The sequence below is a fragment of the Streptomyces sp. NPDC001093 genome, from assembly GCF_040298985.1.
In the GTDB taxonomy this organism is placed as follows: Bacteria; Actinomycetota; Actinomycetes; order Streptomycetales; family Streptomycetaceae; genus Streptomyces.
In genome coordinates, this window is the sequence record NZ_JBEPBF010000054.1 from 1 (window position 1) to 26,474 (window position 26,474).

At 70.8% G+C, this 26,474-nt stretch carries 24 protein-coding genes and 1 pseudogene; 12 read left to right on the plus strand and 13 right to left on the minus strand.

What is annotated here, in order from left to right; all coding sequences use genetic code 11:
- Window positions 1-113 precede the first annotated feature (113 nt).
- The 7 genes and pseudogenes from ABT288_RS25355 to mce all read right to left on the minus strand — a co-directional run bounded on the left by ABT288_RS25355 (window position 114) and on the right by mce (window position 10,238).
- The gene (locus tag ABT288_RS25355; RefSeq protein ID WP_351611909.1) at window positions 114-1,004 is read right to left on the minus strand and encodes an ABC transporter permease; all 891 of its coding nucleotides are present in this window, start codon (window positions 1,002-1,004) and stop codon (window positions 114-116) included.
- 395 nt (window positions 1,005-1,399) lie between these two features.
- Window positions 1,400-2,644, minus strand: a pseudogene (locus ABT288_RS25360) (ABC transporter ATP-binding protein); the annotation flags it as partial.
- Between the two features lie 96 nt (window positions 2,645-2,740).
- A complete protein-coding gene (locus ABT288_RS25365) occupies window positions 2,741-3,508 on the minus strand; it encodes an ABC transporter permease (protein WP_351611911.1) in 768 nt (255 codons plus the stop codon).
- A 5-nt stretch (window positions 3,509-3,513) separates the two neighbouring features.
- On the minus strand, window positions 3,514-4,467 hold the full coding sequence (locus ABT288_RS25370; RefSeq protein ID WP_351611914.1) for an ABC transporter ATP-binding protein: 954 nt from the start codon (window positions 4,465-4,467) through the stop codon (window positions 3,514-3,516).
- Window positions 4,468-4,568: 101 nt separating this feature from the next.
- Window positions 4,569-5,504: a coiled-coil domain-containing protein gene (locus ABT288_RS25375; protein WP_351611916.1), complete on the minus strand. Its 936-nt coding sequence runs from the start codon at window positions 5,502-5,504 to the stop codon at window positions 4,569-4,571.
- A gap of 182 nt (window positions 5,505-5,686) precedes the next feature.
- Window positions 5,687-9,568 carry a polarized growth protein Scy gene (gene scy, locus ABT288_RS25380; protein WP_351611918.1) on the minus strand — a complete coding sequence of 1,294 codons (3,882 nt, stop codon included), beginning with the start codon at window positions 9,566-9,568 and terminating at the stop codon, window positions 5,687-5,689.
- Window positions 9,569-9,797: 229 nt separating this feature from the next.
- Window positions 9,798-10,238, minus strand: a complete 441-nt coding sequence (gene mce / locus ABT288_RS25385) for a methylmalonyl-CoA epimerase (RefSeq protein ID WP_055704832.1) — start codon at window positions 10,236-10,238, stop codon at window positions 9,798-9,800.
- A 150-nt stretch (window positions 10,239-10,388) separates the two neighbouring features.
- On the opposite strand from mce, the gene ABT288_RS25390 reads away from it, so the two are divergent.
- Both ABT288_RS25390 and meaB read left to right on the plus strand, forming a co-directional pair.
- Window positions 10,389-11,588 (plus strand): acetyl-CoA C-acetyltransferase, encoded by a 1,200-nt coding sequence (locus ABT288_RS25390; RefSeq protein ID WP_351611921.1) that lies wholly within the window; start codon window positions 10,389-10,391, stop codon window positions 11,586-11,588.
- Window positions 11,589-11,639: 51 nt separating this feature from the next.
- Complete coding sequence (gene meaB / locus ABT288_RS25395) at window positions 11,640-12,596, plus strand: methylmalonyl Co-A mutase-associated GTPase MeaB (RefSeq protein WP_351611923.1); 957 nt, start codon at window positions 11,640-11,642, stop codon at window positions 12,594-12,596.
- A gap of 134 nt (window positions 12,597-12,730) precedes the next feature.
- On the opposite strand, the gene ABT288_RS25400 is transcribed toward meaB, so the two are convergent.
- The 4 genes from ABT288_RS25400 to ABT288_RS25415 form a co-directional block, all read right to left on the minus strand.
- Window positions 12,731-13,207 (minus strand): MarR family winged helix-turn-helix transcriptional regulator, encoded by a 477-nt coding sequence (locus tag ABT288_RS25400; protein WP_351611926.1) that lies wholly within the window; start codon window positions 13,205-13,207, stop codon window positions 12,731-12,733.
- A 92-nt stretch (window positions 13,208-13,299) separates the two neighbouring features.
- The gene (locus tag ABT288_RS25405) at window positions 13,300-14,061 is read right to left on the minus strand and encodes an AIM24 family protein (protein ID WP_351612028.1); all 762 of its coding nucleotides are present in this window, start codon (window positions 14,059-14,061) and stop codon (window positions 13,300-13,302) included.
- Between the two features lie 53 nt (window positions 14,062-14,114).
- Window positions 14,115-14,765 carry an AIM24 family protein gene (locus ABT288_RS25410; RefSeq protein WP_351611929.1) on the minus strand — a complete coding sequence of 217 codons (651 nt, stop codon included), beginning with the start codon at window positions 14,763-14,765 and terminating at the stop codon, window positions 14,115-14,117.
- Window positions 14,766-14,767: 2 nt separating this feature from the next.
- The gene (locus ABT288_RS25415) at window positions 14,768-15,400 is read right to left on the minus strand and encodes an AIM24 family protein (protein ID WP_228623656.1); all 633 of its coding nucleotides are present in this window, start codon (window positions 15,398-15,400) and stop codon (window positions 14,768-14,770) included.
- 159 nt (window positions 15,401-15,559) lie between these two features.
- Between ABT288_RS25415 and ABT288_RS25420 the strand changes: the two genes are divergently transcribed.
- From ABT288_RS25420 to icmA, 6 genes are all read left to right on the plus strand, one after another.
- A complete protein-coding gene (locus ABT288_RS25420) occupies window positions 15,560-15,910 on the plus strand; it encodes a DUF3817 domain-containing protein (RefSeq protein ID WP_351611932.1) in 351 nt (116 codons plus the stop codon).
- On the plus strand, window positions 15,907-16,203 hold the full coding sequence (locus ABT288_RS25425) for an MTH1187 family thiamine-binding protein (protein WP_351611935.1): 297 nt from the start codon (window positions 15,907-15,909) through the stop codon (window positions 16,201-16,203). Before ABT288_RS25420 ends, ABT288_RS25425 begins: the two co-directional genes overlap by 4 nt.
- A gap of 99 nt (window positions 16,204-16,302) precedes the next feature.
- The gene (locus tag ABT288_RS25430) at window positions 16,303-17,055 is read left to right on the plus strand and encodes a hypothetical protein (RefSeq protein ID WP_351611938.1); all 753 of its coding nucleotides are present in this window, start codon (window positions 16,303-16,305) and stop codon (window positions 17,053-17,055) included.
- 84 nt (window positions 17,056-17,139) lie between these two features.
- A complete protein-coding gene (locus tag ABT288_RS25435) occupies window positions 17,140-17,649 on the plus strand; it encodes a MarR family winged helix-turn-helix transcriptional regulator (protein ID WP_351250160.1) in 510 nt (169 codons plus the stop codon).
- Window positions 17,650-17,717: 68 nt separating this feature from the next.
- Window positions 17,718-18,056 carry a DUF3817 domain-containing protein gene (locus ABT288_RS25440; RefSeq protein ID WP_351611941.1) on the plus strand — a complete coding sequence of 113 codons (339 nt, stop codon included), beginning with the start codon at window positions 17,718-17,720 and terminating at the stop codon, window positions 18,054-18,056.
- Window positions 18,057-18,134: 78 nt separating this feature from the next.
- Window positions 18,135-19,835 carry a coenzyme B12-dependent isobutyryl-CoA mutase large subunit gene (gene icmA, locus ABT288_RS25445; protein ID WP_351611944.1) on the plus strand — a complete coding sequence of 567 codons (1,701 nt, stop codon included), beginning with the start codon at window positions 18,135-18,137 and terminating at the stop codon, window positions 19,833-19,835.
- Between the two features lie 6 nt (window positions 19,836-19,841).
- Here the strand turns inward: icmA and ABT288_RS25450 are convergent, their stop codons facing one another.
- The gene (locus ABT288_RS25450; RefSeq protein WP_351611946.1) at window positions 19,842-20,459 is read right to left on the minus strand and encodes a TetR/AcrR family transcriptional regulator; all 618 of its coding nucleotides are present in this window, start codon (window positions 20,457-20,459) and stop codon (window positions 19,842-19,844) included.
- A 233-nt stretch (window positions 20,460-20,692) separates the two neighbouring features.
- Between ABT288_RS25450 and ABT288_RS25455 the strand changes: the two genes are divergently transcribed.
- From ABT288_RS25455 to ABT288_RS25470, 4 genes are all read left to right on the plus strand, one after another.
- Window positions 20,693-21,661, plus strand: coding sequence for a tetratricopeptide repeat protein (locus ABT288_RS25455; protein WP_351611948.1), 969 nt, complete (start codon window positions 20,693-20,695; stop codon window positions 21,659-21,661).
- A 623-nt stretch (window positions 21,662-22,284) separates the two neighbouring features.
- On the plus strand, window positions 22,285-22,917 hold the full coding sequence (locus tag ABT288_RS25460) for a DUF6230 family protein (protein WP_351216130.1): 633 nt from the start codon (window positions 22,285-22,287) through the stop codon (window positions 22,915-22,917).
- Window positions 22,918-23,033: 116 nt separating this feature from the next.
- Complete coding sequence (locus tag ABT288_RS25465; RefSeq protein ID WP_351611951.1) at window positions 23,034-23,588, plus strand: DUF6114 domain-containing protein; 555 nt, start codon at window positions 23,034-23,036, stop codon at window positions 23,586-23,588.
- On the plus strand, window positions 23,578-24,942 hold the full coding sequence (locus ABT288_RS25470; protein WP_351611954.1) for a hypothetical protein: 1,365 nt from the start codon (window positions 23,578-23,580) through the stop codon (window positions 24,940-24,942). Before ABT288_RS25465 ends, ABT288_RS25470 begins: the two co-directional genes overlap by 11 nt.
- Before the next feature lie 98 nt (window positions 24,943-25,040).
- Here ABT288_RS25470 and pyk read toward each other — a convergent pair whose 3' ends face one another.
- Entirely contained in the window at window positions 25,041-26,471 is a 1,431-nt protein-coding gene (gene pyk, locus ABT288_RS25475) for a pyruvate kinase (protein ID WP_351611957.1), read from the minus strand.
- Between the last annotated feature and the right edge of the window lie 3 nt (window positions 26,472-26,474).

Here is a 26,474-nt window from a genome sequence, read left to right on the forward strand (position 1 = left end):
CACGAGCACACCAGGCCGTACATCCACGACAGTGATCAAGACCAGTTGGCAGCCTACAGAGTTATCCACCCAAGGATCCGAGACGAGCCACTAGCGGCCGTCCGGCAGCGGTCTCACACGTCCCGCTTCTGCAGCAGCGCGAAGGCACCGGCGAGCGCTGCCGCCGACAGGCCCAGCATGATCCACAGCGGGTCCCAGCCCGTGGGGCCGGAGCGGCTCAGGGAGTTGTCGTAGAAGCAGCTCATCTGGCTCGGGATGGAGTACTCCAGCAGCCACTGCCGCACCTTCTCCAGGGACTGCGAGGCCATGAACAGCGCGATCACCAGCGGGGCCAGCACCGCGCCGATCATGATGGTGATGGCGCCCGCGGAGTGCCGGATGACCGAACCGACGAGCAGCGAGAACAGCCCGAGCAGCGCGAGGTAGAGGCTGATGCCGACGGTCGCCTTGAGCCAGTCGCCGGTGGAGGGGGTACGGGCACCGCCGACGCCCTTCAGCATGGACGCGTGGACCATGGCCACGAAACCGGACGTGGCGAGGGTGACGACGAAGGCGACGACGAAGAACACGATCGCCTTGGCGGCGAGCACCCGGCCCCGGCTCGGGCACGCGACCATCGTCGTACGGATCATGCCGGTGCCGTACTCCGAGGCCGTGGTCAGCACGCCGAGCGTGATGATGCACATGCTGCCGAGGAGCAGGCCGAAGAACCCGAACTGCAGCGGGTTCTGGCCCGACATGCTCTCCGCGCCGGAGTTGGACTTGACCACCGAGGCGGAGAGCAGGCCGATCGCGAGGACGAGCACGACGAACACGCCGAGCGTCCACATCGTCGACCGCACCGACTTGATCTTGGTCCACTCGGAGCTCAGCGCGTGCCCGAGGTGGGTGCGCACGACCGGGATCGGCGAGGTGTAACCGGGGTACGAACCACCGGGCGCCGCTGCCTGCCAGTCGGGCGCGGCAGCAGGGGCCTGCGGCATCGGGGGCTGGTGGGTGCTCATCGGGCGTCCTCGGGCTTGGTCAGGTCGGCGGGGGCGGTGGCCGGGGCCGGGGCAGCGGCGGCGGGCGCCTGCTGCGGCGGGACAGGGGCCGACGGCTGCTCCCGCGGGGCCGGAGCGGCTGAGGGAGCCTGCGGGGCGGCGGGGGCCGGAGCGGCAGCGACGGGCGCCTGCTGCGGTGCCTGGACCGGCGGCTGGCCCTGCGGGGCCGGAGCGGCGGGCTGGGGCTGCGGCGCCGGAGCAGTCGGCTGGGGCTGCAGCCCAGGAGCGGCCTGTGGGACGGCGGGGGGCGACGGGTGCGCCTGCGGAGCCTGCGGGGCGGCTGCGGGAGCCGAGGCTGCGCCCAGCGCCAGCGTCTGCGGGGCCTGCGAGGCCGGGGCGGGCGTCTGGGCCTGCTGGGCGGCGGGAGCCGACGGCTGCGCCTGTGGAGCCTGGGGGGCGGCTGGGGCGCCCGAGGCCGCGCCCAGCGCCAGTGTCTGCGGCGCGGGGACGCCCTGCGGGGCGGAGCCGGGCTGCGGGGCCTGCTGGGCGTACGGGTTGGGGGTGCCGTGGCCGGGTGCCTGTGGGGCGCCGTACGGGCCTGCGGGCGTCTGGGGCATCGCGAACGGCTGACCGCCCTGCTGGGGCGGCGGTGGGGCGTACCAGCCGGGCTGGCCCTGGCCGGGCACCGGCATGGGCGGCTGGGCGCCCGGCGGCAGCGGCTGCTGCAGGCCCGCCTTCTGGTCGATGGTCGAGCGGTAGTCGACCGCGCCCTGCGTCATCCGCATGTACGCCTCCTCCAGCGAGGCCTGGTGCGGCGACAGCTCCCACAGCCGGACGCCCGCCTCGTGCGCGAGGTCGCTGATCCGGGGCAGCGGCAGCCCGGTCACGCGCAGCGCGCCGTCCGGCTCCGGCAGCACATGGCCGCCCGCCTCGGCGAGCGTGGTGCCGAGCTTCTCGCGCAGCTGCGGCTCGGTGTCAGGGGTGCGCACCCGCGCGAAGTCGGCGGAGTTGGCGGAGATGAAGTCCCTCACGCTCATGTCGGCGAGCAGCTGGCCGCGTCCGATGACGATGAGGTGGTCGGCGGTCAGCGCCATCTCGCTCATCAGGTGCGAGGAGACGAAGACCGTACGGCCCTCGGCGGCCAGGGCCCGCATCAGGTTGCGGACCCAGAGGATGCCCTCGGGGTCGAGGCCGTTGACCGGCTCGTCGAACAGCAGCACCTGCGGGTCGCCGAGCAGCGCGGCGGCGATGCCGAGGCGCTGGCCCATGCCGAGCGAGAAGCCCTTGGAGCGCTTGCGTGCCACGTCCTGCAGACCGACGACGCCGAGCACCTCGTCCACGCGCCGGGCCGGGATCCCCGACAGCTGGGCGAGGCTCAGCAGGTGGTTGCGGGCGCTCCGGCCGCCGTGCACGGCCTTGGCGTCGAGCAGCGCGCCGACCTGGCGGGGGGCGTTGGGCAGCTTGCGGTACGGGTAGCCGCCGATCGTCACCGACCCGGACGTGGGGTTGTCCAGCCCGAGGATCATCCGCATCGTCGTCGACTTGCCCGAGCCGTTCGGCCCGAGGAAGCCGGTGACGGCACCCGGCCGCACCTGGAAGGAAAGGTTGTACACGGCGGTCTTGTCGCCGTAGCGCTTGGTCAGGCCGACAGCCTCGATCATGCTCCGCACCCATCGAAAGGTTCAGGCGGGGACCCGCCCCCGTAAGGGTTAGGAGGATATCGGGGCGCTGACGGTTCCGCCCAAGAGAAAGTAAAGCTATGCGTCCCGGCTCTTGAGCACTGCGTAACCGCCGGCGAGCGCGGCGATCACCCACAGCACCATGATCCCGAGCCCGCCCCAGGGCCCGTACGGCGTGTCGTCGGCCCTCGGGACCACCTGCATGATCCGGCTGCCCGCCTGGTCCGGCAGGAACTGGCCGATCCTCTTCGTGGCGTCGACGTTGCCGAGGACGGTGGAGATCAGGAAGAAGAACGGCATCAGGATGCCGAGCGACAGCATCGGCGAGCGCAGCATCGCGGCGACGCCCATGGAGAACATCGCGATCAGCGTCATGTAGAGCCCGCCGCCGAGCACCGCGCGCAGCACGCCCGGGTCGCCGATCCGGGCCCCGTGCGGGCCGAGCATCGCCTGACCGAGGAAGAACGCGGCGAAGCTCGTGGCCATGCCGACCACCAGCGCGAGCGCGCCGGCCACCGCGATCTTGCCGAACAGGAAGGTCGCGCGCTGCGGCACGGCGGCCAGCGAGGTGCGGATCATGCCGGTGCTGTACTCGTTCGAGACCACCAGCACACCGAACACGATCATGGCGAGCTGGCCCAGGCTCATGCCCGCGAAGCTGACGTAGGTCGGATCGAACGACAGCCGGTCCTGCACCGGCATCGAGTCGAACTGGTTCCGCGAGAGAGCGGAGATGAGCATCCCGAGGGCGATGGTGACCACCACGGCCAGCGACAGCGTCCACACCGTGGACGCGACCGACCGGATCTTGGTCCATTCGGACCGGATGACCTGCACGGCCGCCATGGCTGTCAGGCCCCCTTCCACTCGGTGCCCCAGTCCTGCGGGGCGGGACCCGGCTCGGCGTGCGCGTGGTACTCCACCGCCTGGGCCGTCAGCTGCATGAACGCCTCCTCCAGCGAGGCCTGCCGGGGGCTCAGCTCGTGCAGCACGATCCCGTTGCGCGCCGCCAGCTCACCGATCCGCCCGGCCTTGCCGCCCGCCACCTCCAGCGCGTCCCCGCCGGCCTCCACGACGGTGATCCCGTCCTCGTGCAGCACATCGAGCAGCCGCTCGCGCTGCGGGGAGCGGATCCGGACGTACGACCGCGCGTTCTCCCGGATGAAGTCGGCCATGGACGTGTCCGCGAGCAGCCGTCCCTGCCCGATGACGACGAGGTGATCGGCGGTCAGCGCCATCTCGCTCATCAGATGACTCGACACGAACACCGTCCGCCCCTGCGCGGCCAGCGATTTCATCAGGTTCCGGATCCAGTGGATGCCCTCCGGGTCCAGCCCGTTGACCGGCTCGTCGAACATGAGGATCCGCGGATCCCCGAGCAGCGCCGCCGCGATCCCCAGCCGCTGCCCCATGCCGTACGAGAACCCCTTGGCCTTCTTGCGCGCCACGGCGGTGAGCCCGACGGTGTCCAGCACCTGCGCCACCCGGGACTCCGGGATGCCGTTGCTCTGCGCGAGACACAGCAGGTGGTTGTAGGCGCTGCGCCCACCGTGCACGGCCTTGGCGTCCAGCAGCGCGCCGATGTACGTCAGCGGGTCCTTCAGCTGCTGGTAGTGCCGGCCGTCGATCCGGACGTCGCCGGCGGTGGGGTGATCGAGCCCGAGGATCATCCGCATGGTCGTCGACTTCCCGGCGCCGTTGGGCCCGAGGAACCCGGTCACCATCCCGGGCCGCACGGCGAAGGTGAGCCCGTCGACCGCCACCTTCTCGCCGTACCGCTTGGTCAGTCCCTCCAGCTCGATCATGCGGCCACGCTAGAACGGCACGAAGCCCCCTGCCACCGGAGTGGCAGGGGGCTTCCCCAAGCTCGGTGAACGTACGCGTTCCAGCAGCGCACGCCCAGGCGTTACCGGGTCTGCTGCGCCGGCACCCCACGAGAGATGGGCTCGTCGTCGGCCGTCGTGCCGGCGGCGGCCACAGCCGCACCGGTCAGCGTCGCCAGCATCTCGCGGACGTTCGTCAGCTGGGCGTTGATCGAGTCGCGGCGGTTGGTCAGCGCGGCGAGCTCGCGCTCGGATTCCGAGCGGATGCGGTCGGCCTTGGCGTTGGCGTCGGCCACGATGTCCTCGGCCTGGCGCTGGGCGGTCTCCACCGTCTGGCGGGCGCGGCGCTCGGCGTCGGTGCGCAGCTTCTCCGCCTCCAGGCGCAGCTGCTCGGCGCGGTGTTCGATCTCCGCCAGCCGCTTCTCGGCCTTCTGCTGACGCGAGGCCAGGTCGCGCTCGGACTGCTCGCGGCGCTTGGCGAGGTTCGTCTCGAAGTCGGCGGCGGCCTGCGCGGCCTTGGCGCGGGTCTCCTCGAAGAGGGCGTCCGCCTCCTCGCGCTTGGACTGCGCGTCCTTCTGCGCCTCGGTACGCAGCTGGGCGGCGTCGCCCTTCGCCTTCTCGACGATCCGGATGCCCTCGTCCTCGGCCTTGGCCTTGCGCTCGGCGGCGTAGGACTCGGCGTCGTTGCGGACCTGCTGGGCCGCGGACTCGGCGAGGTCGCGGTGCTGTTCGGCCGCCCGCCGGGCCTCCTCACGCAGCTCCTTGGCCTCTTCCTCGGCCAGGCGCAGGATCTTCTCGACCCGGGCACCGAGACCCGCGTACGACGGCTCGGCGTCGGTGACCTGGGCCTGGGCGTTCTGCGTCTCGAGGTGGAGCTCCTCGATGCGCTTCTCCAGGGCGGTGATGCGGGCGAGAGCGCTGTCACGGTCGGAGACGAGCTTGGAGATACGTTCGTCCACCTGAGCGCGGTCGTACCCACGCCGCACAAGCTCGAAGCCGTAGGGGGAAGTGTCGCTCATGGGGTTCCTGTCAATGAGACCGGTGAGGTGATAAGGGGAATCCTAGGGGCCGAAGCGGTGTGTCATCGAGCGGATACGGTTTTGATCTGGAGAATGGCACCTCTTTTGGGTGGCTGACCGCAGGAGGGCTTGCCAAGGAGTCGGGCAAAGCCCCCAGACGTTACCGGAACGCACCGCTCGCACTAGCCGTCTGACGACTTGCCACCCGATCGGGGGGCGCCCACCGTCGCGCCCGCCTTGACCGAGCCCTCCTTGCCGGACGACGGTGCCTCGAAGGACTCGAGCGCCTCCAGGACGTCCTGGACCCGGGAGATCTCGGCGTTGATGTCCTCGCGCCGGCGCACCAGGATCTCCAGCTCGCGCTTGCCCTCCTCGACCGTGCGCCGGGCCTCGCGGATCGCCTCGGCCTTGAGCTCCTCGGCCTCCTTGACGAGGCTGGCCTTCTTCTGCTCGGCCTCCTTGAGCAGCCCCTCCGCCTTCTTGACGGCGGCGATACGCACCTTGCCCGCCTCGGAGTTGGCGTCCGACACCAGCTCCTTGGCCTTCGCCTCCGCCTTGGCCAGCTGCTCCTCGGCGGCCTTGATGAGCGCGTCGCAGCGGTCGCCGGTGGACTTCATCGTCTCGGCGGCCTCGCGCCGGGCCCGCTCGTGCAGCTCCTCGATCTCGGTCGTGATGCGGTCGCGCAGCTCCTCCGCGCGCTCCCGGATCGCGGTGGCGTCGCGGCGGGCGCCGACCAGCAGCTCGTCGGCGTCCGTGCGGGCCTTCTCCACCAGCGAGTTGCCCTCGATCGTGGACTCGGAGACGATCCGCTCGGCCTCGCTGCGGGCCGCGCCGACCATCGTGTCGGCCTGCGACTCCGCGTCCGCGGTGGTCTTCAGCGCCTGCTCCTGCGCCTCGCTGAGCAGCTTGTCGACCTCGGCCGTGGTCTCGGTGATGAGCGTGTCGACCTGCTCGGCCGCCTCCGAACGCCGCTTGTTGGCGTCCTTGCGGGCCTCGTCCATGGTCCGCTCGGCCTCCTCGCGGGCGGAGTTGACCAGCCGTTCGGCCGTGGCTTCCGCGTCCGCCTTGAGCTGCTCGGCCTCCGCCCGCACCCGCTCGGCGTGCGCCTGTGCCGAGCCGACCGTCTCCGCGGCCTCCGCGCGCAGCCGCTCGGCCTCGCCGGTGGCGTCCCCGAGGAGTTGCTCGGCCGCCGCCAGGGCCTCCGCGCGCACCCGCTCGGCCTCGGCCGCGGTCTCCGTCTGGAGCCGGTCCGCCTCGGCGACCGTCTCGTTCTGCAGGCGCTCGGCCTCGTTGCGGGCCTCGGTGATGAGGGTGTCCGCCTGGGTCGCCGCGTCGGAGCGGATCCGGTTGGCGTCCTCGCGGGCGTCCGCCCGGGTCCGGGCGGCCGCCTGGTCGGCCTCGGCGAGCGCGTCCGAGGCCTCGGTGCGCACCCGCTGGGCGTACTCGCCGGCGTCCGCGCGCAGCCGCTCGGCCTCCGCCATCGCCTCCACGACCGTACGCTCGGCCAGCGCCTTGGCGGCCTCCGACTCCTCGTTCGCCTCGCGACGTACGCGGCTCGCGTCCTCGCTCGCCCGCTCCCGCTCGGCGTAGGCGTCGGCGCGGACCCGGTCCGCCTCCTCCTCGGCCTCCCGGCGCGTACGGTCCGCCGCGTGCTCGGCGGCCGAACGCAGCCCGGTGATCTCCTCCTGCGCCTGCTCGTGCAGCCCGGCGACGGAGTCCCGCACCTGCTGGGCGTGCTGCTCGGCGGCCGACACCATCTCGGTGGCCCGCCGGTCGGCCTCCTCGACCAGCCGGACCGCCTCGGCCTGTGCGTCCTCGACCCGCTTGCGGGCGGAGGCCAGCAGCTCCTCGCTCTGCTCGCGGGCCCGAAGCCGCTCCTGGTCGGCCTCTTCGCGGGCGGACCCGAGGGTCTCCTCGGCCTCACGGCGGCGCCGGGCGGCCTCCTCCTGAGCGGCGGCCAGCGTCTCGGACGCCTCCGTGCCGAGCCGTTCGGCGGCGGCCTGCGCCTCCGCGCGCACCCGGTCGGCGGTGTCCTGGGCCTCCGCCTTCAGCCGCTCGGCCTCGGCGGCGGCCTCGGAGCGCAGCCGTACGGCGACGGCCTCGCCCTCGGCACGCGAGGCGGACGCGTCGGACGCGGCCTCGTTGCGCAGCCGGTCGGCCTCGGCCTCGGCCTGCTGCTGGAGGGTACGGATGCGTTCGGCGGCCTCGGCGCGCAGCCGCTCGGTCTCCTCGGCGGCCTCGCGGCGGATCCGGGCGGCCTCCCCGCGGGCGTCCGTGAGCGCCTGCTCGGCCGACTCCAGCCGGTCCTGCGCCTCGGTCTGCAGCCGCGTCAGCTCCTCGGCGGCCTCGGCGCGGCGGGCCTCGACGGCGCGCTCGGTCTCCGCGCGCAGCTCGCGCGCGGCGGTCTCGGCGTCCGCCCTGACCGCCTCGGCCTGCTCCTCGGCCTCCGCCCGCAGCCGTTCGGCCTCCTTGCGGGCCCGGTCCAGGGTCTCCTCGGCCTGCCGGCGCAGGCTGGTCGCCCGCTCGATCGCCTCGGTGCGGACCTTCTCGCTGTCGGTGGTCGCCTTCTGCCGCAGCTCGTCGGCGTCCACCTTCGCCTTGGCCAGCAGCTCCTCGGCGGACCTGGCGGCCTCCTCGATCTGCGCGACCGCCTCCCGGCGGGCCTCCGCGCGGATCGACTCGCCCTCGGCGACCGCGTCGGCGCGCAGCTGCTCGGCCTCGCCGCGCAGCCGGCGGGCCTCCTCCTGCAGCTCGACCGTCTTGGCGCGGTACTCCTTGGTGTCGTCCTTCGCCGCGCCCTTGAGCTGCTCGGCGATGTCGTGCGCCTCGGCGCGCAGCCGGTCGGCCTCGGTCTCGGCCTCCGTGCGGATCCGCTCGGCCTCCTCGGCGGCGGCCCTGGTGGTCCGCTTGGCTTCCTCGGACGCCTTGTTCAGCACGTCCTCGGCGGTCCTGGCCGCCTTGGACAGCTGGGTCGCCGTCTCCTCGGCGGTGATCGAGCTGGCCTTCTCGGCGGCCTCGGCGAGGATCTTCTCGGCCTCGGCACGGGCGTCCGCCACCAGCTGCTCGGCCTCGGACCTGGTGGTCTCGGCCTCCTTGGTGGCCTCCTCGACCAGCCGGGCGACCTGCTCCTTCGCGGTGCGCGTGCGTGCCTCGCCCGCGGCCTCGGCGCTGGAGAGGGTCTTGGCGGCGGCCTCCTTGGCCTCCGTGACCAGCTTCTCGGCCTCGGTCTGCGCCTTGCGCAGGGCCTCCTCGGCCGCCGCCATCCGCTCCTCGGCGGCCCGGCTCAGCTCGGTGGCCTGCCGGCGGGCGGCGTCCGACTCGCCGACCGCGTCGGTGCGCAGCTGCTCGGCGTGGTCGGTGGCCTCCTGAGCCTGCTGGGAGGCGGCGTTCAGCAGGCGTTCGGCGTCGGTGCGGGCGCGGCGCAGGGTCTCCTGGGCCTCCGCGCGGGCCGTCTCGGCGTCGCTCTGGAGCCGCTCGCGGGCCTCCCGGGTCAGCCGCTCGGCCTCCGCGCGGGCGGCGGCCAGCGCCTGCTCGGCCTCGGCGCGGGACTCGTCGAGGAGACGGCGGGCCTGCTGTTCGGTGCGGGCGCGCAGCTGCTCGGCCCAGGCCACGTTCTCGTTGACGTGCGACTCGACGGTGGCGCGGCGCTCGGCCAGCTCCTGGTCGAGCTGCTGGCGCCGGGTCACCGCCTCCTGGTGCAGCTCCGCCTGGAGCCTGGCGGCCTGCTCGGCGTGCTCCTGCAGGATCCGCTGGGTCTGCGCGCGCGCCTCGGCGGCCATCCGCTCCGCGTCCTGGCGCAGCTGGTCGGCCTGCATCTGGGCATTGCGGAGCAACTGCTCGGCCTGATAGCCGATGTCACCGCCGTCGAAGGCGGGCCTGGTCATCAGGGTGCGGCGCGCCTCGTGCAGCTTGGCGCGCAGCACCTCGACCTGGTAGCCGAGGTCCTCGGCGTGCTGGATCGCCTTTTCCCGCTCGGTCTTCAGCCGCTTCATCTCGGCCTCGAACCGAGAGAGGTGGTCGACGTCAGCCGCCGGCTCTCGCTCCTGGCTCTCGTAGCCCCGCACTGCGCGGTCCCATCCGTCCCCTGGTCAGCTTCTCCAACGAGCTCCGTCCATCCGCCGAACGGGGCCCCCGGGGAATGGTGTCAGATCAACGGCGGAGCACGGGCTGCTGCCCCGACGCTCGTCCCCCGAAACCCGGACCCCGGCTCGGTCCTGCCGTCAAAGGCAGGACCCGGTCATCCCGGTTTGAGGGACGACCGCCCCCAACCCTACCGGCCCTTATGTACGGGGGTCAGTGCTCGGGCGACTCAACAGGGGCCGAAGTGACCAGTTCCGTGAGGACGCCATGGCAATCCTTGGGGTGCAGGAAGGTGATCCGCGACCCCATGGAACCACGCCGTGGCTCGTCGTACAGGACGCGTACGCCCTTGTCGCGGATGTCGGCGGCGTCCCCGTCCACGTCCGCCGTGCCGAAGGCGATGTGGTGGACGCCCTCCCCGTTCTTCGCGAGCCACTTGCCGACCGCGGAGTCCTCGCGGGTCGGCTCCAGCAGCTGGAGGTAGGAGGCGCCGCCGTCCGAGGTCTCGTTGATCTTGAGCATGGCCTCGCGCACGCCCTGCTCCTCGTTGACCTCGGTGTGGAACACCTCGAAGCCGTACGTGGCCCGGTAGAACTCGACGGTCGCGTCGAGGTCGTGGCAGGCGATCCCGATGTGGTCGATTCGCGTCAGCATGGATTCAGTGCAGCGCTCATCGGGTGGTTACGCAACGTGCGCGCGATCACACCGACGGCCCGATGACGGCACGGAGTGCCACTCAGTACATTCGAAGTAAACCCTCGTTCACTCCTCGGCCTGGGCAGGCCGGTAAGGGGATCGCAGCTCATGCCTTCTGGAACGAACAGCTCGGTGATCGTCGCGGGTGCACGCACCCCCATGGGACGACTGCTCGGCTCCCTCAAGTCCTTCTCCGGAGCCGATCTGGGCGGCTTCGCGATCAAGGCCGCCCTCGACCGTGCGGGGATCGGCGGCGACCAGGTGCAGTACGTGATCATGGGCCAGGTGCTCCAGGCCGGCGCCGGCCAGATCCCGGCCCGCCAGGCCGCCGTGAAGGCCGGCATCCCGATGAACGTCCCGGCGCTCACCATCAACAAGGTGTGCCTCTCCGGCCTCGACGCCATCGCCCTGGCCGACCAGCTGATCCGCGCCGGCGAGTTCGACATCGTCGTGGCGGGCGGCCAGGAGTCCATGACCAACGCCCCGCACCTGCTGCCGAAGTCCCGCGAGGGCTTCAAGTACGGCGCGGTCCAGATGATCGACGCCATGGCCTACGACGGCCTCACCGACGCCTTCGAGGGCATCGCCATGGGCGAGTCCACGGAGAAGCACAACACCCGCCTCGGCATCGGCCGCGCCGAGCAGGACGAGATCGCCGCGCTGTCCCACCAGCGGGCCGCCGCCGCGCAGAAGAACGGCCTGTTCGAGGCCGAGATCACCCCGGTGGAGATCCCGCAGCGCAAGGGCGACCCGGTCCTGTTCAGCAAGGACGAGGGCATCCGCGGCGACACCACCGCGGAGTCCCTGGGCAAGCTGCGCCCGGCCTTCAGCAAGGACGGCACGATCACCGCGGGGTCGAGCTCCCAGATCTCGGACGGCGCGGCCGCCGTGGTCGTGATGAGCAAGGCCAAGGCCGAGGAGCTGGGCCTGACCTGGCTCGCCGAGATCGGCGCGCACGGCAATGTGGCCGGACCGGACAACAGCCTGCAGTCCCAGCCGTCCAACGCCATCCTGCACGCCCTGAAGAAGGACGGCCTGGAGGTCTCCGACCTCGACCTCATCGAGATCAACGAGGCCTTCGCCGCCGTCGCCGTGCAGTCAATGAAGGACCTCGGCGTGTCCACGGAAAAGGTGAACGTCAACGGCGGCGCGATCGCGCTGGGCCACCCGATCGGCATGTCCGGCGCCCGTCTCGTCCTCCACCTGGCGCTGGAGCTCAAGCGGCGCGGAGGCGGCGTCGGCGCGGCCGCGCTGTGCGGTGGCGGCGGCCAGGGTGACGCGCTGATCGTGCGGGTACCGAAGGCGTAAGCATCCTCGTTGTGCGTGTCTGTACGTCTGTGAACTGAACGGAGCTGTTTGATGCAGGACGTCTCCTCTCTGGTGGCCCAGGCCAGGGAAGGCCGGCCGCGGGCCGTGGCCCGGCTGATCTCCCTCGTGGAGGGGGCGTCCCCGCAGCTCAGGGAGGTCATGGCGGCCCTGGCCCCGCTGACCGGCAACGCCTATGTGGTCGGTCTGACGGGCTCCCCGGGCGTCGGCAAGTCGACCTCCACCTCCGCGCTGGTCACGGCGTACCGCAAGCAGGGCAGGCGGGTCGGCGTCCTGGCCGTCGACCCGTCCTCGCCGTTCTCGGGCGGCGCCCTGCTCGGCGACCGCGTCCGCATGTCGGACCACGCCTCCGACCCGGGCGTCTACATCCGCTCGATGGCGACCCGCGGCCACCTGGGCGGCCTGGCCTGGGCCGCCCCGCAGGCGATCCGCGTCCTGGACGCGGCGGGCTGTGACGTGATCCTGGTGGAGACGGTCGGCGTCGGCCAGTCGGAGGTCGAGATCGCCTCCCAGGCCGATACGAGCGTGGTGCTGCTGGCCCCGGGCATGGGCGACGGCATCCAGGCGGCCAAGGCGGGCATCCTGGAGATCGGCGACGTGTACGTCGTCAACAAGGCGGACCGGGACGGCGCCGACGCCACCGCCCGCGAACTGAACCACATGCTGGGCCTCGGCGAGTCCCGCGGCCCCGGCGACTGGCGCCCGCCGATCGTGAAGACGGTCGCGGCCCGCGCCGAGGGCGTCGACGAGGTCGTGGAGGCCCTGGAGAAGCACCGCGCGTGGATGGAGGAGCGCGGTGTCCTCGCGGAGCGCCGGAAGGCCCGGGCGGCCCGCGAGGTGGAGACCATCGCGGTGACGGCCCTGCGCGAACGCATCGGCGACCTCCACGGCGACCGCCGCCTCAGCGCGCTCGCGGAGCGCATCGTCGCGGGCGAGCTGGACCCCTACCGCGCGGCGGACGAGCTGGTCGCGGGCCTGACACAGGGGTGAACGGGTCGCCGAGCCCGACGCCGGCACCGCTGGTTCGAGGGGCATGGATACAGGCCCGCACCCCTGAGAGCGGCAATTCCGTCAGCGCCGGGCCGCGCGACCCACCCCCCGCCCAGCTGTGCCACCCGCACCCGTCAGGGGCGCCCCCGCTGCCCTCTCAGATGCTCGGCGATCGGCTTCAGGGCCTTGTCCAGTTCCGTCAACGCCTCCGGCGACAGCAGATCGATGAAGTGCCGCCGCACGGAGGCGACATGATGTGGCGCCACCTTCTTCATCGTGTCCATGCCATGCTCGGTCAGCACGGCGTACAGCCCCCGCCGGTCGGACTCGCAGTTCTCACGGCGCACCAGGTTCGCGTTCTCCATCCGCGTGATCTGGTGCGACAGCCGGCTCTTGGACTGAAGAGTCGCGGAGGCGAGGTCGCTCATCCGCATCCGGTGGTCCTCCGACTCGGACAGATTCACGAGAATCTCGTAGTCGTTCATAGTCAGGCCGAACGGCTGCAGATCCTTCTCCAGCTGGTACGTCAACAGCCTGTTGACCTCCAGGTGGGTGCGCCAGGCGCACTGCTCCGCATCGGTCAGCCAGCGCGTGGCCGTCTCGGTCTCCATGAATGAAGTCTACCTAAAAAGTTGAATTCCGAACTACATTGGATGGTGTGACAGTGCGCACGCGTTCGATGTCACCCTCCGCAGACTACCGCTCACAGCCCGAAGCGGCGCTGGAGGTCTCCGAGCTGTCCGGGAAGACGCGGTCCAGCAGATGGTTGCTGACCGTGTCCGCCCGGTGCCGCTCCGCCACCTCCGGGCACCCCTGGTTCGGACGGAACGACACCCGTCGCCGCCTCCTCCATGAGGGACTCCGTCGACTGCAGCAGGACCGTCCCGGCGCCCACGAACTCGAACTGGTGCTCCTCCCCGGATACCCCGCCGAGGCCCGTCATCGCACGTAGACCGCCCAGCACACCCGTCAGATACCCGTGGTCGTAGTGATGACACGGCGACGGGCAGTCGGCCCACCCGACGAGCGCCTGCGGGTCGACCCGGATCGGGGGTTCCATGAACACCACCGGACCGTTAGATGCGGCGACAAACTTTCCGGTTCCGATAAGGGTCAGAAAACCCGGCACGATCGATTGCTTGAGCGCGAGACTTGGCTGAAAAGCGAGCAGGTTGCCCGCGCGAATGGTCAAGTTCCCGTCGTCCAGGTCGTAGGAGTTGACGTCGAAGGCCCGGTCGGCGAGCAGCATCTTGCCCGAGCCCTCCGCCACGACCCAGTCGCTCGCGTGCAGTGGCGAATGGAACGAGGTACGGACAAGTCGGTCGAGTCGCCCGTGCCCGATGCCGTTGAACTCGATCGCCCCGTAGTAGGCGATCATCTTCCCCTTCTGCAGGAACCACTGCCCGCTCTTGAGCTCGACGCAGAACGTGTACTTGTTCACGTTGTCGTCGGCGGGCAGCGTCATCGGGTCGTACACCACCGGGCCGCCGGGGGTGCCGTACGTGCTTCCGTAGGCGCTCACAGCTTCTCCTCCGACGCCTGGACGTACACCGTGCCGTTGCCGCTCAGCTCCAGCTGGAAGGCCTCTCCGGAGCCACGGCCCACCATCTCGCGCCAGCCCAGCGCGGCGGACAGCTTGTTGCGGACCTCGCCGTGGTGGGCGACGTAGGCCTGCGGGTCGACGTGGACCGGGCGCTGGGGGGTGATCGGGATCTCGAAGACGCCGCCGTGCGCCATCACCGCGACGGAGCCCTGCCCCTGGAGGGTGGTGGTGAACAGGCCCTGCCCGGTGACCTGGCCGCGGACCAGGCCCATCACCCCGCCCTGCGAGCCCATGAACATCGTGCCCTGCCGGAGCGTGCCCTCGAAGGCCAGCAGGCGGTCGGCCTCCACGTAGAGGGTGTCGCCGGAGAGGTTGATGACGTGGACGTGGTGGCCGCCGTGCCCGAAGAAGACCGTGCCGCTGCCCTCGACGGTCATCAGCGGGGTCGCCTCGCCCGTCACCCGGCGCCCGATCATGGACATCAGCCCGCCCTGGCCGCCCTGGATGTTCGGAGTGAAGGACACGTCCCCCTTGTAGGCGAGCATCGCCCCGCGCTGACTGAACAGCCGCTGCCCGGGCAGCACGGTCGCCTCGACCATCTTGGAGTTGATCTCCCGGAACGCCATGGCTACAGATCCCCCGCGATCGTGTTCCGCTCGCTCGGCTGCACGTACACCAGTCCGTCGCCCTCGAAGCGGATCTGGAAGGCCTCGCCGCCGCCCTCCCCGAAGAACGTGCGGAACGTCACGCCGGACTGGAAGGACTGCCGGACATTGCCCTGGTGGGCGATGTAGGCACCCGGATCGACGATCAGCGGGTACTGCGGGCTGACCCGGAGCACGACCGCCGGCCCGTCGGACATGATCGCCGCCTGTCCGTGCCCCTCGACGGTCGTCGTGAACAGGCCGTTGCCCTGCGAGGCGCCGCGCAGCCCGGTGAACGTCGTGCCCGTGCGCAGGCCCGCGTCCGTCACGAGCAGGTTGCTCGACTCCACGTACAGCTTGTCGCCCTGGAGGCTCACGAGGTTGATCTCGGTCGCCCGGTCCGCGAACCAGCAGGTGCCGTGCCCCTTCACCTCCATCACCGTCATCTGCTCGCCGGTGAGCCGCCGGGTCACCATCCCGCGCAGCCCCTCGCCCCCACCCGTGAGCTTCTTGAAACTCATCTGCCCGTCGTACGCGACCATCGAGCCGTTCTTCGCCTTCACGGCGTCCCCGGTCATGTCGACGGCGAGCACCTTGCTGCCTTGCAGTCGGAACATCGCCACGCAGCGAAAGTAGCGGCGCCGCGGGTGGACGGAACAGAGCCCGTGGGTGGACACGCACCCTGAGCGGACCCCTAGGGCCGTCGTTTGCCACAATGGGGGACGCTTGTGCCTCCGTTCACAAACTGTGGACGTCTCTCCCACCGAAGGTGACCAGTGGACCTCAAGACAGCCTCCGCCATCCGCCGCCTCCGCCTCATCTCCGTGCCGGAGGGCATTTCCTGGATCGTTCTCGCGACCTGCACGGTCATCAAGTACACGGTCGACTCCGGAGTGAACGTCGCCCCGGTGCTGGGCCCGATCCACGGCGTGCTGTTCATCCTCTACGTGATCTTCTGGGCCGACGCCTGGAACCGCACCAAGTGGAACAAGGGCAAGGCAGCCCTCTACTTCGCCTACTCGATCATCCCGTTCGGCGGCTTCATCATCGAGCGTGCGCTGCGCCGCGAGGCCGAGGACGCCGTCATCGCGGCCCGCGCCCGCAAGGAAGGAGTCGTGAACGCATGATCGTCGCCTTCTCCGTGACACCCCTCGGCGTCGGCGAGGACGTGGGGGAGTACGTCGCCGAGGCCGTCCGCGTCGTCCGTGAGTCGGGGCTGCCCAACCGCACCGACGCCATGTTCACGTCCATCGAGGGCGAGTCGTGGGACGAGGTCATGGACGTCGTCAAGCGTGCCGTCGCCGCCGTGGAGAAGCGCGCCCCACGCGTGTCGCTCGTCCTCAAGGCCGACATCCGCCCCGGCGTGACCGACGGGCTCACCTCCAAGGTCGAGACCGTCGAACGGCACCTGGCGGGGTAGTCGGCCCCCTTTTGAGCGGTCGTCGGCGGAGGTGTACGTTCCCCTCCTGATCATCCGAGCGATCGCTCGACTTCACCCGTTCTGGCCTGGGGGAACACCATGCGTCTCTACAGAGAGACACACATACGCGCCGATCTCGACGAACTGTGGGCGCGCACCCAGGACCCCGTCACGCGCCTGCGCTGGGACCTCCGCTTCACGTCGATCGACCCCCTGCCGGCCGTGGAGGGCGAGCCGCGGCGCTTCACCTGCACCTGGCGCGTGCTGCCGCTCCTCACCGTTCCCGGCACCGGGGTCGCCGCCGGCGAGAAGGACCGCCCCGACGGCACGCGCGTGTGCGCCCTGCGCTTCTCCTCCTCGCACCCGCTCTCCCCGGTCGCCGAGGCGAGCGCCTACTGGCGTTACATGCCCGACGCGCAGGGCGTGCGCCTGCTCACCGGGTACGAGTACCGCGCCCGCGGGGGCGCCTTCGGGACGGTCGCGGACCGCCTGGTGCTCCGGCCGCTGACCGGCTGGGCGACGGGGTGGTCCTTCGACCGGCTCCGGCTCTGGCTGGAGCGTGGGATCACCCCCGAGCGTGCCCTGGTCAACTGGATCGTCGAGCTGGCGGTCCGCGCGGTCGTCCTCACGGTGTGCCTGACCGGACTGGGGCTGCAGTCGCTGCTGCGGCTCTTCGGGACCTTCGCCGACACCGTGGCGTATCTGTGCCCGCTGCTCCTGGTGGTCGCCGGGTCCCTCGCGGTCTTCAAGGCGCCGCTGGCGGGGACACCCGCCGCCCGGCGGTGTCTGCGCGCGCCGGTCACCCAGGCACGCGCGCCCCGGGTGCTGCGCCGGCTCGAGGCGTATGGATGAGGGTGCGGGCGACCGGGAACGAGAGGCGACCGAAACCCGAGACGGGGCTGCCCGGAATATGACCGGCCGGTAGGGTCTGATGACGTGCCGAAGCCACTCAGCCTCCCGTTCGACCCCATCGCCCGCGCCGACGAGCTCTGGAAGCAGCGCTGGGGAAACGTGCCGTCCATGGCCGCGATCACCTCGATCATGCGGGCCCAGCAGATCCTGCTCGCCGAGGTGGACGCGGTGGTCAAGCCGTACGGACTGACGTTCGCGCGGTACGAGGCACTGGTGCTGCTCACCTTCTCCAAGGCCGGCGAGCTGCCCATGTCCAAGATCGGCGAGCGCCTGATGGTGCATCCCACCTCCGTGACGAACACCGTCGACCGGCTGGTGAGGTCCGGGCTGGTCGCCAAGCGTCCCAATCCCAACGACGGCCGCGGCACCCTCGCCGTCATCACCGACAAGGGCCGCGAGGTGGTCGACGCGGCCACCCGCGACCTGATGGCGATGGACTTCGGGCTCGGCGTGTACGACGCGGAGGAGTGCGCGGAGATCTTCGCGATGCTCCGCCCGCTGCGCATCGCGGCACACGACTTCGACGAGGACTGAGCCCGGGGACCGGGCCGGGGACCGACCCCGGACAAGATCTCCCGGAACGGGTGGCTACGCTCGACTCCATGAAGAAGAGCGTGCTGACCCGCTACCGCGTCATGGCCTACACCACCGGTGTCCTGCTGGTGCTGCTGTGCCTGAGCATGATCGCGAAGTACGGGCTGGACATCAGCGGTGCCGCCGACGTCACCAGGGTCGTCGCCATCGCCCACGGCTGGCTGTACGTCGTCTATCTCGTCGTCGCCTTCGACCTGGGGTCCAAGACGAAGATGCCGATCGGCAAGCAGCTGTGGGTGCTGCTCGCGGGGACGATCCCGACGGCCGCCTTCTTCGTCGAGCGGCGGATCAGCCGCGAGCTGGAGGCCACGGTGGCCGACCAGGCCCCGGCCGTCGCCAAGGTGTAACGCGTCTCACCGCCGTACGGACACCGTGCGGCGGTCAGCCATCGACATTTACTAGGACGTCCAAGTAAATTCGATGGTATGGACGCTCACGCCATCGAGGAGGGCCGCCGGCGCTGGCAGGCCCGCTACGACGCAGCGCGCAAGCGCGACGCAGACTTCACCACGCTCTCCGGCGATCCCGTGGAGCCGGTGTACGGGCCCCGACCGGGCGACACGTACGAGGGATTCGAGCGGATCGGCTGGCCCGGGGAGTACCCCTTCACGCGCGGGCTCCATCCGACCGGCTACCGCGGGCGTACCTGGACGATCCGGCAGTTCGCCGGGTTCGGCAACGCCGAGCAGACCAACGAGCGCTACAAGATGATCCTGGCCGCCGGTGGCGGCGGCCTGTCCGTCGCCTTCGACATGCCGACGCTCATGGGCCGCGACTCCGACGACCCCCGCTCGCTCGGCGAGGTCGGGCACTGCGGGGTCGCCATCGACTCGGCCGCCGACATGGAGGTCCTGTTCAAGGACATCCCGCTGGGCGATGTGACGACGTCGATGACCATCAGCGGCCCGGCCGTGCCCGTCTTCTGCATGTACCTGGTCGCCGCGGAGCGGCAGGGCGTGGACCCGTCGGTGCTCAACGGCACGCTCCAGACCGACATCTTCAAGGAGTACATCGCGCAGAAGGAGTGGCTCTTCCAGCCCGAGCCGCATCTGCGTCTGATCGGCGACCTCATGGAGTACTGCGCGGCCGGTATTCCCGCCTACAAGCCGCTGTCCGTGTCCGGCTACCACATCCGTGAGGCCGGGGCCACGGCCGCGCAGGAGCTGGCGTACACCCTGGCCGACGGCTTCGGGTACGTCGAACTGGGGCTCAGCCGCGGCCTGGACGTGGACGTCTTCGCGCCCGGCCTGTCCTTCTTCTTCGACGCGCACGTCGACTTCTTCGAGGAGATCGCCAAGTTCCGTGCGGCGCGCCGGATCTGGGCGCGCTGGATGCGGGACGTGTACGGCGCGAAGAGCGACAAGGCGCAGTGGCTGCGGTTCCACACCCAGACCGCCGGTGTGTCGCTGACGGCCCAGCAGCCGTACAACAACGTCGTCCGTACGGCCGTGGAGGCGCTGGCGGCCGTTCTCGGTGGCACCAACTCCCTGCACACCAACGCGCTGGACGAGACCCTCGCGCTGCCCAGCGAGCAGGCCGCGGAGATCGCGCTGCGCACCCAGCAGGTGCTGATGGAGGAGACCGGGGTCGCCAACGTGGCGGATCCGCTGGGCGGTTCCTGGTACGTCGAGCAGCTGACGGACCGGATCGAGGCCGACGCGGAGAAGATCTTCGAGCAGATCAAGGAGCGGGGCCTGAGGGCCCATCCGGACGGGCGGCACCCGATCGGGCCGGTCACCTCCGGGATCCTGCGCGGGATCGAGGACGGCTGGTTCACCGGGGAGATCGCCGAGTCCGCCTTCCGCTACCAGCAGGCCCTGGAGAAGGGCGACAAGAAGGTCGTCGGCGTCAATGTCCACACCGGGTCCGTCACCGGGGATCTGGAGATCCTGCGGGTCAGCCACGAGGTGGAGCGGGAGCAGGTGCGGGTGCTCGCCGACCGGAAGGCCGGGCGCGACGAGGCCGCGGTGCGGTCCGCGCTGGACGCGATGCTGGGCGCGGCCCGGGACGGGTCCAACATGATCGAGCCGATGCTGGACGCGGTGCGCGCGGAGGCCACCCTGGGGGAGATCTGCGGGGTGCTGCGGGACGAGTGGGGGGTGTACACCGAGCCGGCGGGCTTCTGAGCGGGCTCAGGCGGACGAGGTCAGGCCCAGGAGCAGCACGCGCGTGAAGTCGCGCACCCACCCCTCGTCCGCCGGTTTGCCGCTCACCAGGGTGCGGTGGACCACCGCGCCCGCCACCATGTCGAAAATGAGGTCGACCGTGCGGGCGGCTTCCTCCGGGCCGGGCTCGGGCGGGAGTTCGCCACGTGCCTGAGCCCGTGCCCGGCCCGCCAGGACCAGCCGCTTCTGGCGTTCCACGACCGATGCGCGGATGCGCTCGCGCAGCGCGTCGTCCCGGGTGGACTCGGCGACCACCGCCATCAGGCCGCTCTTGGCCTCCGGACGGGCCAGGATGGCCGCGAACTGCAGGACCACGCCCTCGATGTCGGCGGCCAGGCTGCCGCGGTCGGGCAGCTCCAGCTCGTCGAAGAGTTCCGCCACCGCGTCGCACACCAGCTCGGGCTTGCCGGCCCAGCGGCGGTACAGCGTCGTCTTCGCGACTCCGGCCCGCGTCGCCACGTCTCCCAGGGTGAGCTTGGACCAGCCCAGCTCCACCAGCGCCTCCCGGGTCGCGGCCAGGATCGCGGTGTCCGCGGCGGCGTTGCGGGGGCGCCCCGTGCGGCTGGCGGGAGTGCGGCTCTGCATCCCTTGACCATAACCGGCGGGATCTGTGCGGTCGTGAGGGAGATCACCGGCGGGTGGTGTCGCGCGGGGTCCGCATGGCATTACGCTACGAGTCGTAGCGAAAGCTCGTGAGGGCTCGTGACGGACGTACACGAGGCGTGCGCGGGCGGTGCCCACGGGGGCGTGGGGTGGGGACCCGGCGCCCACTGCACACGGTTTTTCATTTCGACGCGGTAACGGGGGAGGATAGACGCATGCAGCCACGGAACATGTCCATGAGCGGCGTCGTCGACCTCGCCGCGGTGAAGGCGGCCCAGGAGGCCAAGGCCAAGGCCGAGCAGACGCGCGCCGAGGTCGCCCGGCAGGGTGGTACGGGTGCCGTCGCCCCGGCCGATCTCGTCATCGACGTCGATGAGGCGGGCTTCGAGAGGGACGTCCTCCAGCGGTCCGCCGAAGTGCCCGTAGTGATCGACTTCTGGGCCGAGTGGTGTCAGCCCTGCAAGCAGCTGAGCCCGGTCCTGGAGCGGCTGGCCGTCGAGTACGACGGGCGCATCCTCCTCGCGAAGATCGACGTCGACGCCAACCAGATGCTGATGCAGCAGTTCGGGGTGCAGGGCATCCCGGCCGTGTTCGCCGTCGTGGCGGGACAGGCGCTGCCGCTGTTCCAGGGGGCGGCCGGCGAGCAGCAGATCCGGCAGACGCTGGACCAGCTGGTGCAGGTCGCCGAGCAGCGGTTCGGCATCACCGGCCTGACCGTCGATGCGGACGCGCAGCCCGGCGGTGCGGCCGTACAGGAGCAGGTGGGGCCGCACGAGGTGGCGCTGAACGCCGCCGCCGAGGCGCTGGACGCGGGCGACCTGGGCGGCGCCATCCAGGCCTACACGAACGTGCTGGCCGACGACCCGGCCCACCCCGAGGCCAAACTGGGGCTCGCGCAGGCCGAGTTGCTGCAGCGGGTGCAGGGCTTCGACCCGCAGAAGGTCCGCCGGGAGGCCGCCGAGAAGCCGAAGGACGTCGACGCGCAGATCGCCGCCGCCGATCTGGACCTGGTGGGCGGGCATGTCGAGGACGCCTTCGGGCGGCTGATCGAGACCGTGCAGCGCACGGTCGGTGACGACCGGGACACGGTACGCCGACGGCTGCTGGAGCTGTTCGAGGTCGTGGGGCCCGAGGACCCGCGGGTGGTGGGCGCCCGAAGGGCCCTCGCCCGGGCCTTGTTCTGACCAGTCGCTAAACGCCACGGCTTGTGATGCCGGGGTGAAAGGTTTGCCGACGAGTCGTCACGGTGACAGTGCTTTACCAAATCTTGGTAATCGCACCGTCTGTTACTCGGAGTAAGTCGAGGCCGTTGATCTGTCTGGTTTCGTCCAGAGATCAACGGCTTTGCTTTGCCCTTGGATGCCACCCAGCGTCGCGCTCCGAGATCGGTCGGTCGTCCTCCGGTTATCCGGCCGTTACTAGCCAGTAACGAACCCCCTTGTGCCCGGGCCGAGAATGCACCACGATCGGCGACGCTCGGTCCATTCCCGCACCCCGGCAGCCGGTCGGGTCACGGGAGAATCTGGGTCCCCACCGAGCAGAGCCGGCGGCAGTGGCGCCGGCTCTTGGGCAGGGGGGTCTTCGCCCACCCGGCGAAGCCTGTCCAGCAAGGTTGTGCGTGATGCGTGTCAGGCGCGACCAGTGGTTGTCGCTCGGGGGTGATCGCCGGTGATTCGGGCGCGGTTCGCGCCACCGAGCGCGGGCGCTCTCCTTCCCGAGGACGTAGCACTTCTCCCATCCCTGCCTGGCCGAGCCGCCGACGGTGGCGAGTCCGGGCCAGGAGATGTACGTCCGAGAAGGAGGAAATATGGAGTCCCAGGTGCGTGGCGGGACCAGATGGAAGCGGTTCGCTGTGGTCATGGTGCCCAGCGTGGCCGCCACGGCGTGCATAGGTGTCGCCCTCGCGCAGGGCGCTCTCGCCGCGTCGTTCAGTGTGTCGGGTCAGTCGTTCAAGGTGACGGCGGACAAGCTGGTCGGTCAGGGCTTCGAGCAGTACGGAGCGATCGACAGCGGGTACACCCTCAGCGGACAGAAGACGGCGCACCCGGTTGCGGTCTCGGCCTTCAAGTCGGCCACGATCAACAACATGTGCCAGTCCGTCGTCACGCCGGACATCCCGGTGTTCGGCTCGGTGAGCCTGATCCTGAAGGCGGGCGCGGACAAGCCGGTCGAGGCTGACAACCTCTACATCGACGTCTCCGACCTCAACGCCGACGCCACCTTCAACAACATCGACATCGGTGTGGCCGGCAAGGACGCCAGCAAGGGTCCGGGCATGAAGGGCGGCGGCGAGCAGGCCAACCCGTACGGGTTCGCCCAGCAGGCCGACTCGGCCACGCTGACGGACGTGAAGCAGACGGCCTGGGCGACCACGGCCGGAACCTTCAAGCTCAGCGGCTTGCACATGTCGCTGCAGACGGGTACGCACGAGTGCTACTGAGCACGCGTTGATGGGCGGGGGAGCCGGTGGCGCCCCCGCCCGTCCACTCTCCGGCCGTGTTTCACACGCGGCACACATCACCACCACAGCAACGCCGCACCAGGGAGCTGTTTTCCATGAGCGCCGAGACCTCTGCCGCCGCGCCCGGCCAGTTCACCCGCCGGAGGCTGCAGTTCCGCGCCTGGCGGGGCACCCGTCCGTTCTGGGCCGGACTGTTCACCATGCTCGGCGGATTTCTCATCCTGTACTTTCCGTACGCACACCTGCAGCTGGGCCACCTCTCGATGACGATGGGGACGCCGGGCGGCTCCAGTTCCCTGATCATCGGCGCGCTGCTCATGGTCCTCGGCATCACCCTCTGGTTCCAGCTGCACACCCGGGTCTTCGCGGGTGTCGCGGCGATTCTGCTGGCGCTGGTGTCCATTCCGCTGTCCAACATCGGCGGCTTCATCGTCGGCTTCCTGTTCTCGCTGATCGGCGGAGCGATGGCCGTGGCCTGGGCGCCGGGCGCGCCGCCGCAGCCGCAGCCGCCGGCCGAGGCGGCCCCGGGCGAGGGCGGTGCCCCGCAGACCGCGGAGCCGCCGCTGCAGTACCCGGACGCGGTGGAGTCGAACGACCTGTCAGGAACGAGCCCGGCCAACGGGGCGAACGGGAGGCACAGTGCCGGCTGACGAGGTGACCCGCGGGACCGATGTGGACGGGTCCCGCGCGAGAACCGGGCCCCGCCACGCGGCCCCCAGGAAGCCGCTGTTCACCAGGTTCCACATGCCGGCCGGCAAGGCGATCGCCTCCGTGGCGATGCCGACGGCGGTGCTGATGGGCATGGGCTTCACGTCCACGCTGGCCCTCGCGGCCGGCAACGGCGGCAGCCCGTCCCCGTCGACGACGGCCAAGAGCCTGACGGCGGACGAGTACAAGAACTGCGTCAAGGCGCTGGACGGCTCCAAGGACCCCTCGTCCTCGCCCTCGCCGTCCGCCTCGAAGAGCGCGGCCACGGCCACGCCGTCGCCCTCGGCGAGCACCGGCGCGAAGGACTCGAAGTCCGGCGGCACGGGCACCTCCTCTTCGCCGGATTCAGGTTCCGGCGACCAGGCCACGCCCAAGCCGACCGCGACCTCCGGCTCGTCCGGTTCCGGCTCGGACGCGGGCTCCGGCTCGTCGGGTTCGTCCTCGCCCTCCGGCGGTGCCACGGCCTCGCCCACCCCGTCGGCCTCCAAGAGCAGCGGCGGTCTGCTGGGCACCCTCGGCGACACGCTCGGCGGGATCCTCGGCGGCGGCAGCTCGGACTCGGGCAGCTCCTCCGCGAGCCCCACGCCGTCGGCGAGCGCGTCCTCGGGATCCTCGTCCCCCTCGGGTACGTCGTCGTCCGGGTCGAAGGTCACCGACACCGTGGGCGGCACCGTCGCCAAGGCCACCAAGACGGTCGGCGACACGGTGAAGAAGACCACCGACACGGTCTCCAAGACGGCCGGGGACGCCACCAAGACGGCCCAGGGCGCGGCCGCGTCGGCCACGCCGAGCCCGTCGGCGAGCTCCTCCGCCTCGGCGCAAAACTGCCCGGCGGCCACGACCGACCAGGGCGGCGTCGACAACAAGGTGCCGGTGGCGGACGACCCCTGGTACCTCAGTGCCAGCTCGCTGCTGCTCAAGGGCGCCGACTACCAGGGCATCGTGGAGGTGAAGACGGCGTCCGGCACCACCAAGAAGGTGCTGAAGTACGTCATCTCCGACGGCACGGACATCGGCGACCTGCACCAGACGGTGAACGACAAGCTCTCCGGGAAGACCTACCACGTGCAGGCGGCCCAGGGCTCGACGTCCACCATCCGGGGCGGCGCCACGACGATGTACACCGAGAGCATCTCGGGCAACCTGTTCGGTCTGATCCCGATGACCTTCACGCCCGACAGCCCGCCCCCGCTGAACCTGCCGCTGATCTACTTCACCAACGTCAAGGTGGTCCAGGCGGCACAGTTCGGCGGCAACCTGCACGTGCCCGGCATGCATGTGTACACGACCGGCTGACCGGTCCTGCAAAGCCCGTTCGGGAGCCGCACACAGCTGAGGGCGCCCCCTGGTCCAGGGGGCGCCCTCAGCGCCGTACAAGGCCCTTGTGGGGCTTGTCAGTTGTTCTGGGTGCCACCGAGGTGGTGGACGCGCAGCATGTTGGTGGTGCCGGGGACGCCGGGGGGCGAGCCGGCGGTGATGATGACCGTGTCGCCCGCGTCGAAGCGGTCCAGCCGGGCGACCTCCTGGTCCACCAGGTCGACCATCTCGTCCGTGGTGTTCACGAACGGCACGACGTGCGGCTCCACGCCCCAGCTGAGGGTGAGCTGGTTGCGGGTGCCCTCGTCCGTGGTGAAGGCGATGATCGGCTGGACCGCGCGGTAGCGGGACAGGCGGCGCGCGGTGTCACCGGACTGGGTGAAGGCGATCAGGCCCCGGCCGCCGAGGAAGTCGGCGATCTCGCAGGCCGCGCGGGCCACCGAACCGCCCTGGGTGCGCGGCTTCTTGCCCGGCACCAGCGGCTGCAGGCCCTTGGAGAGCAGCTCCTGCTCGGCCGCCTGGACGATCTTCGACATGGTCTTGACCGTCTCGACCGGGTACGCGCCCACGCTGGACTCGGCCGACAGCATGACCGCGTCGGCGCCGTCGAGGATCGCGTTGGCCACGTCGGAGGCCTCGGCGCGGGTCGGACGGGAGTTGGTGATCATCGACTCCATCATCTGGGTCGCGACGATCACCGGCTTGGCGTTGCGCCGGCACAGCTCGATCAGGCGCTTCTGCACCATGGGGACCTTCTCGAGCGGGTACTCGACGGCGAGGTCACCGCGGGCGACCATCACACCGTCGAACGCCATCACGACGTCCTCCATGTTCTCCACCGCCTGCGGCTTCTCCACCTTGGCGATGACCGGGACCCGGCGGCCCTCCTCGTCCATGACGCGGTGCACGTCGTGGACGTCCTTGGCGTCCCGGACGAAGGACAGGGCGACCAGGTCGCAGCCCATGCGGAGGGCGAAGCGCAGGTCCTCGACGTCCTTCTCGCTCAGCGCGGGCACGTTGACGGCCGCGCCGGGCAGGTTGATGCCCTTGTGGTCGGAGACGACACCGCCCTCGATGACGATCGTCTTCACCCGGGGGCCCTCGACGTCCAGGACCTTCAGCTCGACGTTGCCGTCGTTGATCAGGATCTGGTCGCCGCGCGAGACGTCGCCCGGCAGTCCCTTGTACGTCGTACCGCAGATGTGCTTGTCGCCGGGCACGTCCTCGATCGTGATGACGAACTCGTCACCGCGCTCGAGCTCGACCGGGCCCTCGGCGAAGGTCTCCAGGCGGATCTTCGGGCCCTGCAGGTCGGCGAGGACGCCGATGGGCCGGCCGGTCTCCTTGGACGCGGCCCGGACGCGGTCGTACCGCGCCTGGTGCTCGGCGTGGGAGCCGTGGCTGAAGTTGAACCGGGCCACATTCATGCCCGCCTCGATCATGGCGACGAGCATCTCGTGGGAGTCGACCGCGGGGCCGAGAGTACAGACGATTTTCGAACGGCGCATGGG

Coding starts and splice junctions, on each gene's coding strand:
- ABT288_RS25355 (WP_351611909.1), bottom strand. CDS start 1,004: ATGAGCACCCACCAGCCCCCGATGCCGCAGGCCCCTGCTGCCGCGCCC.
- ABT288_RS25365 (WP_351611911.1), bottom strand. CDS start 3,508: ATGGCGGCCGTGCAGGTCATCCGGTCCGAATGGACCAAGATCCGGTCG.
- ABT288_RS25370 (WP_351611914.1), bottom strand. CDS start 4,467: ATGATCGAGCTGGAGGGACTGACCAAGCGGTACGGCGAGAAGGTGGCG.
- ABT288_RS25375 (WP_351611916.1), bottom strand. CDS start 5,504: ATGAGCGACACTTCCCCCTACGGCTTCGAGCTTGTGCGGCGTGGGTAC.
- mce (WP_055704832.1), bottom strand. CDS start 10,238: ATGCTGACGCGAATCGACCACATCGGGATCGCCTGCCACGACCTCGAC.
- ABT288_RS25390 (WP_351611921.1), top strand. CDS start 10,389: ATGCCTTCTGGAACGAACAGCTCGGTGATCGTCGCGGGTGCACGCACC.
- meaB (WP_351611923.1), top strand. CDS start 11,640: ATGCAGGACGTCTCCTCTCTGGTGGCCCAGGCCAGGGAAGGCCGGCCG.
- ABT288_RS25400 (WP_351611926.1), bottom strand. CDS start 13,207: ATGGAGACCGAGACGGCCACGCGCTGGCTGACCGATGCGGAGCAGTGC.
- ABT288_RS25405 (WP_351612028.1), bottom strand. CDS start 14,061: ATGACGCTGCCCGCCGACGACAACGTGAACAAGTACACGTTCTGCGTC.
- ABT288_RS25410 (WP_351611929.1), bottom strand. CDS start 14,765: ATGGCGTTCCGGGAGATCAACTCCAAGATGGTCGAGGCGACCGTGCTG.
- ABT288_RS25415 (WP_228623656.1), bottom strand. CDS start 15,400: ATGTTCCGACTGCAAGGCAGCAAGGTGCTCGCCGTCGACATGACCGGG.
- ABT288_RS25425 (WP_351611935.1), top strand. CDS start 15,907: ATGATCGTCGCCTTCTCCGTGACACCCCTCGGCGTCGGCGAGGACGTG.
- ABT288_RS25430 (WP_351611938.1), top strand. CDS start 16,303: ATGCGTCTCTACAGAGAGACACACATACGCGCCGATCTCGACGAACTG.
- ABT288_RS25440 (WP_351611941.1), top strand. CDS start 17,718: ATGAAGAAGAGCGTGCTGACCCGCTACCGCGTCATGGCCTACACCACC.
- icmA (WP_351611944.1), top strand. CDS start 18,135: ATGGACGCTCACGCCATCGAGGAGGGCCGCCGGCGCTGGCAGGCCCGC.
- ABT288_RS25450 (WP_351611946.1), bottom strand. CDS start 20,459: ATGCAGAGCCGCACTCCCGCCAGCCGCACGGGGCGCCCCCGCAACGCC.
- ABT288_RS25455 (WP_351611948.1), top strand. CDS start 20,693: ATGCAGCCACGGAACATGTCCATGAGCGGCGTCGTCGACCTCGCCGCG.
- ABT288_RS25460 (WP_351216130.1), top strand. CDS start 22,285: ATGGAGTCCCAGGTGCGTGGCGGGACCAGATGGAAGCGGTTCGCTGTG.
- ABT288_RS25465 (WP_351611951.1), top strand. CDS start 23,034: ATGAGCGCCGAGACCTCTGCCGCCGCGCCCGGCCAGTTCACCCGCCGG.
- pyk (WP_351611957.1), bottom strand. CDS start 26,471: ATGCGCCGTTCGAAAATCGTCTGTACTCTCGGCCCCGCGGTCGACTCC.